Origin of the sequence: Nocardia jiangsuensis (assembly GCF_042650385.1) — a bacterium.
GTDB classification, from domain to species: Bacteria; Actinomycetota; Actinomycetes; order Mycobacteriales; family Mycobacteriaceae; genus Nocardia; species Nocardia jiangsuensis.
Window position 1 is genome coordinate 182,856 of sequence record NZ_JBHSAX010000004.1, and the last position, 15,706, is coordinate 198,561.

Consider the following 15,706-nt stretch of genomic DNA (forward strand, 5'->3'; position numbering starts at 1 on the left):
AGACAAAACAGGTCAGGCCCGGTACCAGACCGAGCCTGACCTGTGGTTTCAGGGAGCACCGAGTCAGCGGACAACGGCGGCTTCGTCGGCGAGCGCTCCGAACCGGCCTAGGCGGGGACGACCAGCACCACGAGGACGATGCCGTCGGCTCCGTAGACGTACATGGTGTCGGACAGCTCGAAGGTGTACGGATCCAGCCGGACCGTGGCGCCGTCCACCACCAGGTGCGGCGGCGCCGACGACCAGGCAGCCGGGTCGTAGACCACCCGCGAGATCGGCCAGGATTCGGGCTGGAGCGCGGTGATCAGATCGGGCAGTTCCGCGCCGAGGTCGCCGGATCGCGGCCACCAGGTGGCATCGACATAGCCGCTCGGGTCCGGATGCTGAGCGAAACGGGACGCGGGGGCAGGTGGCGGCGTCATCGGACGCTCCCGTCGGGGCCGGGGGGAAAGGCCGGTTCGTCGATCCGGCGACGACGCAGCCTCTACTGGTCAGCGCGCGGGTTGCCGCCGGATACCGCCGACCCTACGCCTCGCGCGCGGCGGGTCGGGGCACCGACAGGCGGGGAGGCCGATGGTGTCCGGGAGGTTTCGCAGGAGAACTCGGGCCTCGTCGTCGAGACGGTGACTCGTCGTTCTCCGACCGGACCACAGCACCTGTGGCCGAGGGCTCGGCACGAATCGGCGGTCAGTCCCGTAATGCCTGCTCGCGCAGTCGGTTCAGCGTCCTGGAGAGAATACGGGAGACGTGCATCTGGGAGACTCCGAGTACTTCGGCGATCTCGTTCTGGGTGCGGAACTCGAAGAAGCGCATCCTCAGCACCCAGCGGTCGCGCTCGGAGAGCGCCGCGATCAAGGGCTCGACCGCGAGGTAGTCCTCCACAACCTGGTACTCGGGCTCCTCGGCACCGAGCGCGCCTGCCAGGGCCCGGGGCGGCCCCTGATCGTCGTCGAGGGCAGCCGCGTCGATCGGCACCGACCGGTACGCGTTGTGGGCGATCAGGGCGTGGGTGACCTCGACGGTGTCGACACCGAGTTCCGCGGCGATCTCGCGCGCCTTCGGCGGCCTGCCGAGCCGGTGGGTCAGGGCCTCGGTCACGGGGCCGAGCGCCTGGTGGATTTCTTTCACCCGGCGCGGAACCCGGATCGCCCAGGCGTGGTCGCGGAAATGCTTGCGGACCTCGCCCATCACGGTCGGCACCGCGAAGGCGAGGAAATTCGCGCCGCGCTCGGGATCGAAGCGATCGATCGCGTACAGGACCCCGATCCTGGCGACCTGGACCAGGTCGTCGAGGCTCTCCCCGCGGCCGGAGTAGCGGCGGGCGATGTGCTCGGCCAGCGGCAGGCACCGCCGGATCGCCAGCTCCCTGAGCATGGTCCGGCGCGGGTCGGCGGCCGCGAGGGCGGCCACTTCGGCGAGCAGCGGCTCGAGATCGTCGTAGCTGTCGCTGCCGCGGTGCCTGCGCGACGCGGGAGCCGGCGCCGCCAGGAATTCCGAACCCGTGTGGGTGTCGACGCCGGGGCTCATCGGCCTGCCTCCTCGGCAGCGCGGGCGAACACAACCGTGTCCGAGGGTCGATATCTGTTATCCGATGGCGGTTTCCGCATCGTGTACTCCCTGCGAGAGCAGCATCCGGCGCGCCGAATATCTGGGCGGCGGAAACTGTCGAACGTCCGGTGAGGGAGGCGGTCTCGCTGTTGAATCCGGCGTCCCGGTGACGGCGTCGGCAGGCTCGCGGCGAATGATCGACGCCGCGTCGTCTACCGTGCGGAGATACTCGATCTGTCCCGCAATGACACCATCTGTAGTCGTGCGTTGTACGACTGCCGGGGTCACGGACAGTGAGGAGAATTTCGGAATGTGAGGAACAGCCGTGTCCTCGAGGTCAGTCTAACAGCGATCGCCCCGGTATGTGAGACAGCGCCGATCGGGGGTACAGCTCGTCGGGTAACCGGCGATCGACGCCGGTACCCCGACCCTCGCTGGACGCGGCTCGGTTCCGGTCGCGTCGTCAGGGAGGGGAAACAGTGCGAGCAAGGAACGGGCGACACGACGGAGATCGAGGTCGCACGCCCCTGCGGAGAGGTCCCTGCCGGTGACCGGGAGTGACCGGGCGAACAGCGCGGGCGACGACCTCCGCGCCGCTCTGCTGCGCGCCATGGGCGAGAGCGGCGGCGGCCTGGCGGCGGTCACGCGATTGGCCCGGCTGGCGCTGGAGTCGTTGCCGATCGACGGGGCCTCGGTCTCGCTGATGGCCGACACCGGGAACCGCGAAACCCTCTACACCAGTGACGACGTCATCGCGGAGATCGAGAACCGCCAGTTCGGCCTCGGGGAGGGGCCGTGCTTCGAAGCCTTCGAGACCCGCCGCCCGGTGCTGATCGCCGATCTCGATTCCCCCGATGGCGCCCGGTGGCCGATCTTCGCCGCCGAGCGGGGCGAGCGCATCGCCGCGGTCTACGCCTTCCCTCTGGTCACCGGCGCGACCTGCCTCGGAGTCGTCGCCCTCTACCGCGCGCGGCCGGGATGGCTGTCTACCGCCGACCTCGCCGTCACCCTGCGCATCATCGACGCCGTCACCGTCGCGCTGCTGGAAATGGGCGCCGAGCACCGCACCGCGCCCTGGACCGACCTGCCTGCCAACCACCCGCACATCCACCAGGCGACGGGCATGCTCATCGCGGCCTTCCAGATGCCGGCCCAGCACGCCCTGGCGCGGCTGCGCGGCTACGCCTTCAGCACCGGACGCCCGCTCGCCGAGGTCGCCGACGACCTCGTCACCCGCCGGCTCGACCCGCACGACCTCGATCAGTGCTGAACCGGCCCGGACACCCGACAACGACTCGGACGACGTGAGTTGCCGAGCACTACGCTCGACACAGAGGAAGGAGACCCGGATGCCTGAGACGATCAAGACATCTGGCGAACGAGAAGCCAGGTTGGTCGACGCCTTCGTGCGGATGGCAGACACCCTGGTCGACGACTACGATATCGCCGACGTCCTGCACGAACTGGTGTCGCACTGCGTCCGCCTGTTCGACGCCGCCGCCGCCGGTATCGTGCTGTCCGACCAGCGCGGCAGCCTGCGGGTGCTGGCCTCGTCCACCGAACAGACGCGAATGCTGGAACTGTTCCAGCTCCAGACCAGCGAAGGGCCGTGCTGGGACTGCGTGCACACCGGGCAGCCGGTCTCGATCGCCGACCTCCGCGCCGAACGCGACCGCTGGTCCTCGTTCGTGCCGCGCGCGCTCGACTACGGATTCGTCTCCGTGCACGCCATCCCGATGCGACTGCGCCGCGACACCATCGGCGCGATGAACCTTTTCGGCCGCGAACCCGGCCACCTGCCCGCCAGGGACCTGCGCACCGCCCAGGCCCTCGCCGACACCGCGACCATCGGCATCCTGCAGGAACGCGCCATCCACCGCGGCGAAGTCCTGACCGAGCAACTCCAGGCCGCCCTGACCAACCGCATCGCCATCGAGCAGGCGAAGGGAGTGCTCGCCTACGCGGGCGGCGTCGACATGGACCAGGCGTTCCAGGCGCTCCGCGGCTACGGCCGCAGGCGCAGCATCCGGCTCTCCGACATCGCCAGGCAGCTGGTCACCGGAGCCGTCACCCCCGACACCGTGCTCGCCGACCTGTGACCGACACCGAACCCGGTCGGTAGCGGGCCCCGCTACACACCGCCGATATGGGGCCACGAGAAGACGACGGTCACCGCGTACCCGCCGCGCCCCGGATCCGGCGGGCCGCAGTCGAGCACGACGCCGCCTGCCAGCGCGCGCACGATGTGCCAGCCCAGTCCGCCTGCCACGGGCTCGACGCGGGTGTCGGCGGTGATCCGAACCCCGATCACGGTGTCGTGCCCGGTGTACTCGCAGCGCACGACGGCATCGGGCGTCGCCGCCGCGACCAGCAGCGAGGCGATCTCGTGCACGGCGAGCTCGAGATCGGCGGCCTCGCTGACCGCCACTCCGAGCCCGAGGCCGACAGCCCGGTTCAGTGCGCGCCCGATCCCCAGCTGCTCGGGTCGCGCGTCGAACTCCACCGCTACGACCGAACTCGACGCCACCACACACCAATCTCCACGACCTGACGAACCGTCGGCATCGTGCTACCCCGTCGGCCACCACAATCCTGCTCCGGCCCGACCTCTGCGCTTTCCGGCTATCCGGAGACCGAGCGGGCACACCGGGCCCCCGACGCCCCGAACCATGACCGATCCGCTTCGCGGCGGCGGCCGCGGCCCAGTGCTGACCTGCGGATTTCTCTCTGCCGGTAGGTAGACTGGTTCGGTGAAGCAACTGACCATCGGTGTAGTTGCGACCTCCCGCAAAGAGGACGAGCACCGGTTGGCGATCCACCCCGCGCACTTCGATCGGATCGACGTCGGGTTGCGCGCCCGCGTCTTCCTCGAAAACGGCTACGGTTCCCGGTTCGGCTACTCCGACGCCGACCTGGCGCCGCTGGTCGGCGGCTCGCGGACGCGCGCGGAGCTGTTCGCCGAGTGCGACGTGCTGCTGCTGCCGAAGCCGGCGGCCGAGGATCTGCAGAACCTGCGGCCCGGCCAGGTCGTGTGGGGGTGGCCGCACTGCGTGCAGGACGCGGAGATCACGCAGCTCGCCGTCGACCGCGAGCTGACCCTGATCGCCTGGGAGGAGATGCACCACTGGACGAAGGAGGGCAACTTCAGCGTCCACGTCTTCCACAAGAACAACGAGCTGGCCGGCTACTGCTCGGTCCTGCACGCGCTGCAGCTGCGCGGCTCCACCGGCGACTACGGGCGGCGGATGCGCGCCGCCGTGATCAGCTTCGGCGCGACCGCCCGCGGCGCCGTCCGGGCGCTCTCGGCGCTCGGGATCAGCGATGTCACGGTGTTCACCCAGCGCAGCGTCGCCGCGGTCGCCTCGCCGTTCGCCTCGGTGCGGATGCAGCATTTCCAGCGGGATCCGGCCGATTCCGGCCGCGTCCTGGCACTGAAGGCGCCGGACCCGGGCCCGCTGGCCCAGGTGCTCGCCCAGTACGACGTGATCGTCAACTGCATGCTCCAGGACACCGACGAGCCACTGGTGTTCGTGCACAACGACGATCTGGAGCTGTTCGCGCGCGGCACCCTGTTCGTCGATGTCTCCTGCGACGCGGGCATGGGCTTCGAATGGGCCCGCCCGACCTCGTTCGCCGACCCGATGTTCACCGTCGGCGCCGACCTGCACAACTACGGCGTCGACCACAGCCCCTCCTACCTGTGGAACTCCGCCACCTGGGAGAACTCCGAGGCGCTGCTGGAGTACCTGCCGACCGTGCTGGCCGGCCCCGACGCCTGGGACGGCAGCGAGACGATCCGGCGCGCGATCGAGATCCGGGCGGGGCGGATCCGGAATCCCCGGATCCTCTCCTTCCAGGGCCGCGCCGCGGCCTACCCGTACGCCGTCGGGTGAGCCGGGTGTCCCCGCGTACCAGGCCGGACACGCACACTGGACGCATGGAGAAACGAGGGGACGCACGGCGGAAATGGCCGCGGCCGCGGACGCTGGTGCGCGCGGGAGCGATCTCGGCCCTGGCGGTCGCCGTGGTGGCGGCGAGCTCGATCGGCTGGGTGCGGTGGCGCGGGGCCGGGACGGACCACACGGTCGCCTCGGTGCCCGCGGCCGATGTGGCGATCGTGTTCGGGGCACAGATCTACGAGAAGGCGGGCGAGCCGTCGCCGTATCTGGCGGCGCGGCTGGATATCGGGCGCGAGCTGCTGGCGGCGGGCAAGGTGAAGGCGCTGCTGGTCACCGGCGACAACGGGACGCCGGAGCACGACGAGCCCACCGTGATGCGGGACTACCTGGTGCGCACCGGGGTGCCGGAGCGCAAGGTCGCGCTGGACTACGCGGGGTTCGACACCTACCAGTCCTGCGTGCGGGCCAGGGAGATCTTCGGGGTCACGAGCGCGATCGTGGTGACCCAGGACTTCAGCATGCCGCGCACCATCGCGCTGTGCCGCACGGCGGGGATCGAGACCGATGGCGTCGCCGACAGCGGGCAGCCGCGCAATGGAATCTGGTGGAAGTGCTGGGTGCGTGACCAGTTGGCGGCGGGCAAGGCGGCGATCGCCATGATCACGCGGCCCGCACCTCGTTTCCTCGGGGACCGGGAGACGAGCGTGCGGGACGCGATGAACGCCCCGTAGCGGGTCACCCGGCGCGGCCGCTACCCGCCGATGTAGTGCTCGCCGAGCACGGCTTCGGGGCTTACCCCACCGGTGACCAGATGCTTCGCGATCTCGGAGAGCCGGGCGCCGCGACGCCTGCCGTAGCGCCGCAGTGCCTGGAACGCTTGGTCCATATCGATGTCACCGGCGTGCACCAGCACGCCCTTCGCCTGCTCGATGGTGGTGCGGTTGGCGAGTGCGGTCTTGAGTTGTTGGGCCAGTACCTCGCCGCGACGGATGGCCCGGTCCTGGAGGATTCCGATCGTCGCGGTGTCGGCGAGCGCCTGGACCGCGCGGAGGTCCTGCTCCGGCATGGCGCCAGGCACGCGGCCGAACAGATTGAGCGCGCCGATGGTCTCGCCGCGCAACCGCATCGGGATGGCGTGCACGGACGCGAACCCCTCGTCGAGGGCGCGGGGAACGAACAGCGGCCAGCGCCCCGCCGCGGCGGTGAGGTCCGGGATCAGGACCGATCCGCCGGTGTGCACACAATCCCAGCACGGCCCCGCGCTGGTCTGCAGCTGGTAGAGCTCGAGTACGCGCGTCTGCTCGGTCGATGACGCCAGCACCTGCAGGCTGCCCCGCTGGTCGGACAGGACGATGCCCGCGGTGGCGGCGTCGAAGAAGCGCACGCAGTGGATGACGAGATCGTGCAGGACGTCGACCACGTCGTAGTCGTCGACCAGGGTGTCCGCCATGTGGACGAAGGCGTCGACGAGCCGCGCTTCGCGCTCGTCCGTCGACAACGGGGTACCGGTCATCTACGGTGACTCCTTCGTTCGTGCCGTGCGCTCGGTGATCGGGCTGTCGTCGATATCGAGCTCTTGCCGCTTCCCCCGGCGATCGTCGGCACCACTCTCGACCATAGGGGCATACCCACGAAATGGGCACCTACATGCGGAGACGCGCGATTTCCTCGTGCTTCTGACGGCGGCGGCGGCATGTCGAACGCCGGTCGGAGGGCCCGCCCGGCGAGACGTGGCGCGGCAGTGCGAACGATGTCGAGCGGCAGATCGCACCGGAGGCTCTAGACTGGTGGAGTGGGGCTTCGCCCCTCGCTCTCCTGTCCCTGACCCCGGCAGTCGAACACCGTGTGGCACCGAGACCACACCCATCTCGATCTGCAGGAGTACGGATGCGGACACACCGCGATCAGTGGCCGGTTTCTCCCGCTCTGCCCGGCCGCCGCCTCGCGGCCGGCCTCGCGTGGAGCCTGGTCTGCACCTATCTGATCGCGGAGATCGTCACCGCCACCGCGTGGCAGCAGATGCCCTACAGTTTCCGCCACGACACCATCAGCGATCTCGGCGTCACCAGTTGCACGCAGCATGCCTGCTCCCCGCTGCATCTGATCATGAACGCGACCTTCGTCGCGCTGGGATTGGTGACCATCGCCGGAGCCATCGGTTTCCGTGACTACATCCCGCACGGCCCGCGGCAGTGGTCGATCGTGGCCCTCGCCGTCGTCATCGGCACGAGCACGGCGGCGACCGGCATCTTCCCGTCCAACGACGGCATCGTGGTGCACGCCCTCGCGGTGCTGCCCGCGCTGGTCTCCCGGCACATCGTGCTGATCCTGCTCGCGGTCTGGCTCTGGAAACAGCGCAGGCTCGCGGCGGTGTGGTCGGCCTGCTGCGCCTCCGTCGGGATCGCGGGCACGGTCCTGATGGTCGTCGGGCTCGAGATCGGCGTCACCGAGCGGCTCGTCTTCTATCCCCTGCCGACCTGGATGGTCGTCATCGGGGCGGCCATCGTGATCGTATCGCTCCGAGACGCGGTGCGGCGGCGCCCCGATCGTGTCCCCGTGAATCCGGTCCGCACTTTACCGACCTGAAGTTTTATTTGGTTCCGAACTCTGGACGGCGTAATGTCGAATTCATCGGAACGCGACGCTTCGCTACGAGGCCGGTCGCTGTCAGATAATTCTCGGGTGCCATGACCCAGCATCCCTTTTCAGGCCAGTCGATGCGAGCCTCTTTTCGCATACCCAGGCCGATCCGCGTTTTTTCGCACTGAGTTTTTACCTCCGGGTAATTTCACTGTCAAGGGATGTGTTTCCTATGGTCATGCCGAATCATGCTGCTCCACCGCCACGAGCTTCGACGCGCAGGCGAATAGGGCTGCTCCTCACCGGTGGTGCGCTGACCGCGGCGGTCGCCGTCTTCGGCGCCCTGGGCGAAACCCCCCTCGCCGGCGCCGCGCAACCGCCCGTGGGGCTGGGCACGGCGACGTCGTTCGCGGTACTGGCCGGCGCCGCCGTCACCAATACCGGACCGTCGGTGATCTCCGGCGACCTCGGGGTCAGCCCGGGAACGGCGGTCACCGGTTTCCCGCCCGGCGAGGTGAACTCCGGCACCATCCACGCCGCCGACGCGGTGGCTCTGCAGGCTCAATCCGATCTCGTCACGGCCTACAACGACGCGGCAGGCCGCACCCCGCCGAATATCGTGACCAGTGATCTCGGTGGACAGACCCTGGTGGCGGGGGTGTACAAGGCCGCTTCGGCGATGTCGCTCACCGGCACCGTCACCCTGGACGCGCAGGGCGATCCCAACGCCGTCTTCATCTTCCAGGCCGGATCGACGCTGATCACCGCATCCAACAGCACCGTGGCGCTGATCGGCGGCGCTACCGGGTGCAACGTGTTCTGGCAGGTCGGCAGCTCGGCCACCCTGGGTACCAACACCACCTTCGTCGGTACCGTGATGGCCCTGACCTCGATTTCGGTCCAGACCGGCACCAATGTCAACGGGCGGATGCTGGCCCGCAACGGGCAGGTCAGTCTCGACACCAACCGGATCGTCAGGCCGCTGTGCGACACCCCGACACCGACGACGACAACCACGACAACGACAACGACAACCACGGCGACGACGACGCCCGACGTACCGACCACCACGGTGGTGCCAACGGTTCCCGGCCTGCCCGGGGTGCCGGTGCCCACCATTCCCGGTGTGCCGACCATTCCGGGGCTGCCCGGCGTTCCCGCCATCCCCGGACTGCCCGGCGGACCCGGCGGACCCCCGATTCCCGGTCTCCCGGGGACCCCGGGTGGACCGGGTGGACCCGGCGGGCCGGGTGGACCCGGCGGACCTGAAGGACCCGGCGGACCCGAAGGACCCGGCGGTCCTGAGGGACCCGGCGGACCTGAAGGACCCGGCGGACCCGAAGGACCCGGCGGACCCGAAGGACCCGGCGGACCCGAAGGACCCGGCGGACCCGAAGGACCCGGCGGTGAAGGCGAGCAGGGCGGACCGGAGGTCGCGCCGGGACCGGGAGCCACCCCGAGGGGTGCACCCGACACCGGTGAGGGCGGCACAGCGAACCAGCTGATGGGGCTCGGCCTGCTCGTCGTACCCGGCGTCGGTCTGGCAGCGAGCCGGATCGTCCGCAGGCATCGGACCCCGCCCCCGCAGCACGGCCGGAACCGACGGTGATCCGATCCGCCTCGCCCGAGCACGCGCGCCGCTCGCCGGTGTCCCAGCGACACCGGCGGGCGGCGGTGGGGCTGCTGCTCCTCGCCGCGACCGGTCTGCTCACGGGCCTGCGGCAGGCTCCGCCGCCCGCGCTCGAACCCGGCCGGATCGCCCCGGTGTCACTCGCGACAGCGGTGCCGGTGAACCTGGATATCCCGGCTATCGACCTCACCGGGCCGGTGATCGAGATCGGCCTCGATCCCGATGGCACCGTCGAACTTCCACCCGCCAACGAGATCACCGGCTGGTACCGCTACGGCCCCGCGCCGGGCGAACCGGGCGCCGCGGTCATCCTCGGGCACGTCGACTCCTACACCGGGCCCGCGGTGTTCTTCCGGCTGTCCGCACTCCGCCCCGGGGATCAGATCCATGTGACCAGGGCGGACGGATCGGTCGCGCATTTCCTGGTGCACAATGTGTCCAGCTACCCGAAGTCGGAATTCCCGACGCGGGAGATCTACGAGTCCAAGGGCTTCAGCGCGCTGCACCTGGTGACGTGCGGGGGCGAATTCGACACCACCGCACGGAGCTATCTCTCGAACGTCGTCGTCTACTCCGCCCTGATCGGGATGACCCCACCTCGGTGACCCGGCCGCGGGGCGCCGAGCTCCGGGTCCCGTACCCGCGTCGAGCCCGCCTCGATCCAGTCGCGGTGCGGGGAGCCGCTTTCCCCGCGTACCGCGCGCTCGACCCGGCGGGCCAGCTCGCGGCGGTCGGAGCCGGGCAGTTCGCGGGGTTCCAGCACCACCTCGGCGACCAGGCCGCGGGCGCGCAGCACCCGCGCGGCGGAGGTCGTGAAGCCGTCGTCGCCGATGAAGGCGGGGACGGTGCAGGAGGCGCCGCTGCCGTCGCGGTAGGCGAGGCGGACCGGCTGGACGGGGGTGCCCGCGTCGATGGCGGCCTGGAAGAGGGCGGGGCGCAGAGAGCCGTAGGCACGGCCACACCAGGTGGTGCCCTCGGGGAAGGCGGCTACGCGGTCGCCCGCTCGCAAGCGGTCGCGGAGCCGGGCGACGACCCCGGGGAGTTCGCGGAGGCTCTCGCGCTCGATCGGGATGACGCGCATCCGGATCGCGAGTTTGCCGAGGAGGGGCCATTCGAGCATGTCGGCTCGGGCTACGAAGCCGAGGGGCTGGACCGCTGCCAGGACCAGGACGTCGGACCAGCTGACGTGGCCTGCGATGATCAGCGCGCCCTGGGCGGGTTCGGCGAATCGCGTCCGCTTCGCGGCTCGACTGGGTTCGCTGCCCGCGGTGGGGTGCGGAGCGTTCGGGTCCGGCTCGGTGTCGGCGAAGCGGTTGTCGATCACCGACAGCCGGATGCCGAGCACGCTCAGCATGGCGCGGGCGTACCCGCGGTGCAGCGGCTCCCGGCGGCCCGCGGGGGTGAGGCCGTTGACGACCGGAAAGCTCAGCAGCAGCCCGGCGACCCCGGCAACCCTGGCCGCCACCCGGACGCGGCCGACTCGATCCCCCTCGTCGATGCACCCGCTACCGCACGGGCAGGCGGGCATCCAGGCGTGCACGGGCGCCGACTTCGGCGCGGCGAAGATCTCGGTCACCACGGCGATCAGCCTCCGAAGCCGGCGGCCGCGTCCTGCAGCCGATTCAGGTAGCGGGTGTTGATGGTCGAGAGGCCGAGCATCACGACGAAGTCCGCGACGGCGAAGTCCGGGTCGTGCGCGGGCTCGCCGCAGACCTCGGCGCCGAGGCGCAGGTAGCCGCTCATCAGCGGCGGCAACTTGGGGCGGCGGGGGGCGGGCAGCTCGTCCAGCGTCCGCCCGTCGACCACCACCGGGTTGTACGGCCGGACCCGGCGCTCGCTCGCGTGCTTCGCCATGACCTGGTCACGCACGCCGCGCACGTTCACCCCGGCCGGGTCTTCCGGGCGGTCCCGCATCGGGACCGAGACGCAGCCCATGACCCATTCGTGCCCGGTGAGCTGGATGTAGTGCAGGATGCCCGCCCACATGAGGGTGACCACCGAGCCGTTGCGGTGCGCGGGCAGCACGCAGGCGCGGCCCATCTCGACGATCCGGTTGCCGTGCGGGTCGAGCGCGCTCAGGTCGAATTCGGTGGCGGTGTAGTAGCCGCCCGCGGCTTCGGCCTGCTCCGGCGGCAGCATGCGGTAGCAGCCGACGTACTCGCCGGTGGCCTCGTCGCGGACCAGCAGGTGGTCGCAGAATTCGTCGAAGCGGTCGGCGTCGAGGCCGGTGCCGGTGTCGGGGATCGAGAAGCCGGGCTCGTCGGCGAAGACGCGGTAGCGCAGCCGCTGCGCGGCCTCGCGGTGCTCGGCGTCGGAGGAGACGACCAGGGCGTAGCGGGCTCTCTCCACCCCCGCGTCCGACGGTCGAGCCGGGGCTGTCAGCACGGACGAGATTGTCATGTACCCGATGAACTCACCCGGAAACCGCGTCGCGGCGTCCGCGTGGTGTCAGGAGCGTGCCCGTTCGGTTAACGAGATATTCGTCACTCCGGCTGTTCACCGGCCCGTCGGTGCCGGTTCGCCCGTCCGTGCCGCCGCCGATGCCGGGTGCCCGAAATGCGACGATCGCGCCGCCCAGGGGACGGCGCGATCGGTCGCGTGGGTCAGGCGGCCAGGCGTTCCCGCTCCAGCGCGGCGATCTCCTCCGGCTCGACCTCGTCGAAGCCGGGGCGGCCGGTGCCGATGAAGGCGATCAGCCAGGAGACGACGGCGGCGAACCGGTTGCGGAAGCCGACCAGATACAGCAGGTGCACCGCGAGCCACATGAACCAGGCGATGAAACCGCGGAAGGTGATGCGCTCGTTGAGCTTCACCACGGCGCTGAACCGGCTGATCACCGCCATGCTTCCCTTGTCCCAGTAGTGGAACGCGGTGCCGGGCTGCTTGCGCCTGGCGATGACGTCGGCGACGTGCCTGCCCTCCTGCATGGCGACCGGCGACTGCCCCGGGTAGCCGTTCAGCGAGGTCATGTCGCCGATGGCGTAGATGTCGGCGTAGCCGGCGACGGTCAGGTCCGGGTTCACCAGCAGCCTGCCCGCGCGGTCGGTGGCGACGCCGGTGGCCTCGGCGAGCACCGTCGCGAAGCCGCCCACCTGCACGCCCGCCGACCAGACCACGGTCTCGGCCGGGAGCGGGCGCTCCACCCCCGCCTTGTCCTTGACGGTGACCTCGCCGTACTGGATATCGGTGACGAAGGTGCCGAGCAGTACCTCGACGCCGCTCCCGGCGAGCGTCTCCTTCGCGTACTCCGAGAGCCCGCCGCCGAAGGGCGGGAGCACGGCGCCCGCACCCTCGACCAGGGTCACCGAGATCTCCTGGTGGTAGTGCCGCGCGGCCAGCTCCTTCAGCTGCCCGGCGACCTCGACGCCGGTCGCGCCCGCGCCGACCACGACGAAGCTGAGCAGCTTGCGCCTGGTTTCGGCGTCGGCGTGCTTCGCCTCCGAGAAGACCCGCTCGATCTGGGCCCGCAGCGCCTTGGCGTCGTCGATGGTCTTGAGCGAGAACGTCTTCTCCGCGAACTCGTCGCGGCCGAAGTAGGACTGGCTGGCGCCGGTGGCCGCGATGAGCGAGCCGTAGCGCAGCCTGCGCTGGATGCCGTTCGGGGTGGCGTAGGTGAGCACCGCGGTGGCCGGGTCGACGGCGACGACCGTGCCCTGCCTGACATCGGCCTCCTCGTGCCTGCGCAGCACCGAGGCGATCGGCGGGGCGATCTCGCCGGACTCCAGCACGCCGGTGGCGACCTGGTAGAGCAGCGGCTGGAAGAGGTGCTCCCTGGTGCTGGAGATCAGCACGAAGTTGATGCCCGCCTTGGCGAGGCGCTTGGCGGCGGCCAGGCCGCCGAAGCCCGAGCCGACGATGACGACATCGGCGTGTTCGACGTTCTCGGTGCCGAGCGGAGTGGTGTCCGCCCCGCCGGCCAGGACGGGTGTGGTGTCGGCCAACGGCTGTTCCATGATCGGTGTCCCCTCACCAGGTGCGGTGTTCGTTTCCTTCTCTCATTACCAACCGTCATTCATATCGGAGATATTTCACCCGATGGGGCGCATAATCGGGATGACTCTTATCTGACTCGCTCATGAATAGGGGACTTTGCGTGGAGCTGCGTCAGCTGGCATACTTCGTCGCCGTCTGCGAGGAGCTGAGCTTCAGCCGCGCCGCCGCGCGCTGCTTCATCTCGCAGTCGGCCATCAGCCACCAGATCGCCCGGCTGGAGCGCGACCTCTCGGTCCAGCTCTTCGAGCGCACCACCCGCGCCGTCGTGCCCACCGACGCCACCACCCGGCTGTTGCCGCTGGCCAAGCAGATGCTGAGCCTGGAGTCGGCGATCAGGGCGGCGGTGCGCACTACCGGCAGCCGGATCCGGCTGGCGGCGAACATGTCGTTCGCCACCCGTTCGCTCTCCGCCATCGCCGGGGCGCGGGAGGCGCATCCGGGGGCGGAGATCGAGTTCGTGATCAAGCCGTTCCGGCAGCGGATCTCCGCGGTCGCGGACGGGGACTGCGATCTGGCGCTCATCCGCGGGTCGGTGGACCAGCCGGGGATAGCGGTGGAGCAGTTATGGGTCGAGGAGCTCATGCTGGCGGTGGCGCCCGCGCATCCGCTGGCCTGGCGCACCAACGTGACGTTGCGCGAGCTGAGCGACTTCCCCCTGCTGTTGCCGCCGGAGTCGGAGCAGGTGCTGCTGCACACCGTCATCCGCTCGGCCTTCGCCGAGCTCCCGGTCGGGCCGACCTTCGGGCCCCCGATCCCCGCGGACCACACCGCCACCATGGAGCTGATCAACCACCCGGACGCGTGGACCGTGCTCTACGCGCACAGCCCCACAGACGGGATCGCCACCGTCGAGCTCGCCGACCACCGGCTGCGGGTGCCGGTGAACGCGGTGATCCGCACCGAAGCGAGGAAGTCCCCGGTTCTCGAGACCCTGCTCGCGGCGCTGCACAGCGCGTGATCCGCACGCCGCGTGCGGGGGTCCCGCATGCCCGGCCGACCCCCGAACGGCCGGAAGGCCCGGCTCCACAGCGGAGCCGGGCCTTCCCAGGGCGAAAATTCAGCCCCTGTGCTTCTTCACCTCGTCGGTGAGCTGCGGCGCGACATTGAACAGGTCGCCCACGATCCCGTAGTCGGCGATCTCGAAGATCGGCGCCTCTTCGTCCTTGTTGACGGCGACGATGGTCTTCGAGGTCTGCATGCCCGCCCGGTGCTGGATCGCGCCGGAGATGCCGAGCGCGACGTACAGCTGCGGGGAGACCGTCTTGCCGGTCTGCCCGACCTGGAACTGGCCCGGGTAGTAGCCGGAGTCGACGGCGGCGCGGGAGGCGCCGACGGCGGCGCCGAGCGAATCGGCCAGCGCCTCCACCACGGAGAACTTGTCGGCCGAGCCGACACCGCGGCCACCGGAGACGACGATGCTCGCCTCGGTGAGCTCCGGGCGGTCGCCACCCTCGATGGGATCGCGCGAGGTGATCTTGACGACCCCCTCCTCCTGCGCGGGCACCTCGACGGTGACCTTCTCACCGGCACCGGCCTGCGGGGCCGCCTCGATGGCGCCGGGGCGCACCGAGATCACCGGCACGTCGCCGGTGGCCTTGGCGTCGACGGTGAAGGCGCCACCGAAGATGGAGTGCACCGCGGAGCCGTCGGAGTTCACCGCGACCACGTCGCAGAGCAGCCCGGAGCCGATCCGGGCGGCGAGCCGGCCGGACACCTCCTTGCCCTCGGCGCTGGCGGCGGTGATGATCGCGGCGGGCGAGGCCGACTCCGAGAGCGCGGCGAGCACGTCGACCTTGGGGGTGACCAGGTAGCCGTCGGCGTCGTCGGACTCGGCGACGTAGATCTTCTCGGCACCGGCCTGGGTCAGCGCGTCGGCCAGCTTGTCGGCGGTGCCGGGGGCGGCGACCACGACGGCGGCAGGCTCGCCGAGCGCGCGGGCGGCGGTGATGAGTTCGGTGGTGACCTTCTTCGGGGCACCCTCGGCGTGCTCGACCAGCACGAGTACTTCAGCCATGTCTTCTCTCTCCTGAAAAGTCCGTGTGCGGGCGGGTGACCC

16 protein-coding genes are annotated in these 15,706 nt (G+C 70.2%); 8 read left to right on the top strand and 8 right to left on the bottom strand.

Translation table 11 applies throughout. The features are described from left to right. Positions 1 to 107: 107 nt before the first annotated feature. Both ACFO0B_RS04630 and ACFO0B_RS04635 read right to left on the bottom strand, forming a co-directional pair. Positions 108 to 422, bottom strand: a complete 315-nt coding sequence (locus ACFO0B_RS04630) for a DUF5994 family protein (protein WP_378611021.1) — start codon at positions 420 to 422, stop codon at positions 108 to 110. Positions 423 to 687: 265 nt separating this feature from the next. Next, entirely contained in the window at positions 688 to 1,527 is an 840-nt protein-coding gene (locus ACFO0B_RS04635; protein ID WP_378611022.1) for a SigB/SigF/SigG family RNA polymerase sigma factor, read from the bottom strand. A gap of 568 nt (positions 1,528 to 2,095) precedes the next feature. On the opposite strand from ACFO0B_RS04635, the gene ACFO0B_RS04640 reads away from it, so the two are divergent. Together ACFO0B_RS04640 and ACFO0B_RS04645 are read left to right on the top strand one after the other, a co-directional pair. Then, on the top strand, positions 2,096 to 2,818 hold the full coding sequence (locus tag ACFO0B_RS04640) for a GAF and ANTAR domain-containing protein (protein ID WP_378611023.1): 723 nt from the start codon (positions 2,096 to 2,098) through the stop codon (positions 2,816 to 2,818). Between the two features lie 79 nt (positions 2,819 to 2,897). Further along, positions 2,898 to 3,647 carry a GAF and ANTAR domain-containing protein gene (locus ACFO0B_RS04645; protein WP_378611024.1) on the top strand — a complete coding sequence of 250 codons (750 nt, stop codon included), beginning with the start codon at positions 2,898 to 2,900 and terminating at the stop codon, positions 3,645 to 3,647. Positions 3,648 to 3,679: 32 nt separating this feature from the next. Here the strand turns inward: ACFO0B_RS04645 and ACFO0B_RS04650 are convergent, their stop codons facing one another. Then, the gene (locus ACFO0B_RS04650; RefSeq protein ID WP_378611025.1) at positions 3,680 to 4,075 is read right to left on the bottom strand and encodes a hypothetical protein; all 396 of its coding nucleotides are present in this window, start codon (positions 4,073 to 4,075) and stop codon (positions 3,680 to 3,682) included. A gap of 223 nt (positions 4,076 to 4,298) precedes the next feature. On the opposite strand from ACFO0B_RS04650, the gene ACFO0B_RS04655 reads away from it, so the two are divergent. Further along, positions 4,299 to 5,441 (top strand): N(5)-(carboxyethyl)ornithine synthase, encoded by a 1,143-nt coding sequence (locus ACFO0B_RS04655; protein ID WP_378611026.1) that lies wholly within the window; start codon positions 4,299 to 4,301, stop codon positions 5,439 to 5,441. A gap of 44 nt (positions 5,442 to 5,485) precedes the next feature. Next, on the top strand, positions 5,486 to 6,178 hold the full coding sequence (locus ACFO0B_RS04660; RefSeq protein WP_378611027.1) for a SanA/YdcF family protein: 693 nt from the start codon (positions 5,486 to 5,488) through the stop codon (positions 6,176 to 6,178). Between the two features lie 20 nt (positions 6,179 to 6,198). Here the strand turns inward: ACFO0B_RS04660 and ACFO0B_RS04665 are convergent, their stop codons facing one another. After that, positions 6,199 to 6,960, bottom strand: coding sequence for a GAF and ANTAR domain-containing protein (locus tag ACFO0B_RS04665; protein WP_378611028.1), 762 nt, complete (start codon positions 6,958 to 6,960; stop codon positions 6,199 to 6,201). A 374-nt stretch (positions 6,961 to 7,334) separates the two neighbouring features. Between ACFO0B_RS04665 and ACFO0B_RS04670 the strand changes: the two genes are divergently transcribed. From ACFO0B_RS04670 to ACFO0B_RS04680, 3 genes are all read left to right on the top strand, one after another. Beyond that, entirely contained in the window at positions 7,335 to 8,033 is a 699-nt protein-coding gene (locus ACFO0B_RS04670) for a DUF998 domain-containing protein (RefSeq protein WP_378611029.1), read from the top strand. Positions 8,034 to 8,265: 232 nt separating this feature from the next. Then, complete coding sequence (locus ACFO0B_RS04675; protein WP_378611030.1) at positions 8,266 to 9,636, top strand: ice-binding family protein; 1,371 nt, start codon at positions 8,266 to 8,268, stop codon at positions 9,634 to 9,636. Next, on the top strand, positions 9,633 to 10,262 hold the full coding sequence (locus tag ACFO0B_RS04680) for a class F sortase (protein WP_378611031.1): 630 nt from the start codon (positions 9,633 to 9,635) through the stop codon (positions 10,260 to 10,262). The genes ACFO0B_RS04675 and ACFO0B_RS04680 overlap by 4 nt, the downstream gene beginning before the upstream one ends. Here the strand turns inward: ACFO0B_RS04680 and ACFO0B_RS04685 are convergent. The 3 genes from ACFO0B_RS04685 to ACFO0B_RS04695 all read right to left on the bottom strand — a co-directional run bounded on the left by ACFO0B_RS04685 (position 10,226) and on the right by ACFO0B_RS04695 (position 13,610). Beyond that, positions 10,226 to 11,236 (bottom strand): lysophospholipid acyltransferase family protein, encoded by a 1,011-nt coding sequence (locus tag ACFO0B_RS04685; RefSeq protein WP_378611032.1) that lies wholly within the window; start codon positions 11,234 to 11,236, stop codon positions 10,226 to 10,228. The genes ACFO0B_RS04680 and ACFO0B_RS04685 overlap by 37 nt on opposite strands. Before the next feature lie 5 nt (positions 11,237 to 11,241). Then, positions 11,242 to 12,057: a GNAT family N-acetyltransferase gene (locus ACFO0B_RS04690; protein ID WP_378611033.1), complete on the bottom strand. Its 816-nt coding sequence runs from the start codon at positions 12,055 to 12,057 to the stop codon at positions 11,242 to 11,244. Positions 12,058 to 12,260: 203 nt separating this feature from the next. Then, the gene (locus ACFO0B_RS04695) at positions 12,261 to 13,610 is read right to left on the bottom strand and encodes an NAD(P)/FAD-dependent oxidoreductase (RefSeq protein ID WP_378611034.1); all 1,350 of its coding nucleotides are present in this window, start codon (positions 13,608 to 13,610) and stop codon (positions 12,261 to 12,263) included. 140 nt (positions 13,611 to 13,750) lie between these two features. On the opposite strand from ACFO0B_RS04695, the gene ACFO0B_RS04700 reads away from it, so the two are divergent. Next, positions 13,751 to 14,608 (top strand): LysR family transcriptional regulator, encoded by an 858-nt coding sequence (locus tag ACFO0B_RS04700; RefSeq protein WP_378611035.1) that lies wholly within the window; start codon positions 13,751 to 13,753, stop codon positions 14,606 to 14,608. Positions 14,609 to 14,707: 99 nt separating this feature from the next. On the opposite strand, the gene ACFO0B_RS04705 is transcribed toward ACFO0B_RS04700, so the two are convergent. Then, on the bottom strand, positions 14,708 to 15,664 hold the full coding sequence (locus ACFO0B_RS04705; protein WP_378611036.1) for an electron transfer flavoprotein subunit alpha/FixB family protein: 957 nt from the start codon (positions 15,662 to 15,664) through the stop codon (positions 14,708 to 14,710). Positions 15,665 to 15,706 lie beyond the last annotated feature (42 nt).

Bases quoted from the DNA above. Each gene is read 5' to 3' on its own strand.
- ACFO0B_RS04630 (WP_378611021.1), bottom strand. From the start codon at position 422: ATGACGCCGCCACCTGCCCCCGCGTCCCGTTTCGCTCAGCATCCGGAC.
- ACFO0B_RS04635 (WP_378611022.1), bottom strand. From the start codon at position 1,527: ATGAGCCCCGGCGTCGACACCCACACGGGTTCGGAATTCCTGGCGGCG.
- ACFO0B_RS04645 (WP_378611024.1), top strand. From the start codon at position 2,898: ATGCCTGAGACGATCAAGACATCTGGCGAACGAGAAGCCAGGTTGGTC.
- ACFO0B_RS04660 (WP_378611027.1), top strand. From the start codon at position 5,486: ATGGAGAAACGAGGGGACGCACGGCGGAAATGGCCGCGGCCGCGGACG.
- ACFO0B_RS04665 (WP_378611028.1), bottom strand. From the start codon at position 6,960: ATGACCGGTACCCCGTTGTCGACGGACGAGCGCGAAGCGCGGCTCGTC.
- ACFO0B_RS04670 (WP_378611029.1), top strand. From the start codon at position 7,335: ATGCGGACACACCGCGATCAGTGGCCGGTTTCTCCCGCTCTGCCCGGC.
- ACFO0B_RS04675 (WP_378611030.1), top strand. From the start codon at position 8,266: ATGCCGAATCATGCTGCTCCACCGCCACGAGCTTCGACGCGCAGGCGA.
- ACFO0B_RS04690 (WP_378611033.1), bottom strand. From the start codon at position 12,057: ATGACAATCTCGTCCGTGCTGACAGCCCCGGCTCGACCGTCGGACGCG.
- ACFO0B_RS04695 (WP_378611034.1), bottom strand. From the start codon at position 13,610: ATGGAACAGCCGTTGGCCGACACCACACCCGTCCTGGCCGGCGGGGCG.
- ACFO0B_RS04705 (WP_378611036.1), bottom strand. From the start codon at position 15,664: ATGGCTGAAGTACTCGTGCTGGTCGAGCACGCCGAGGGTGCCCCGAAG.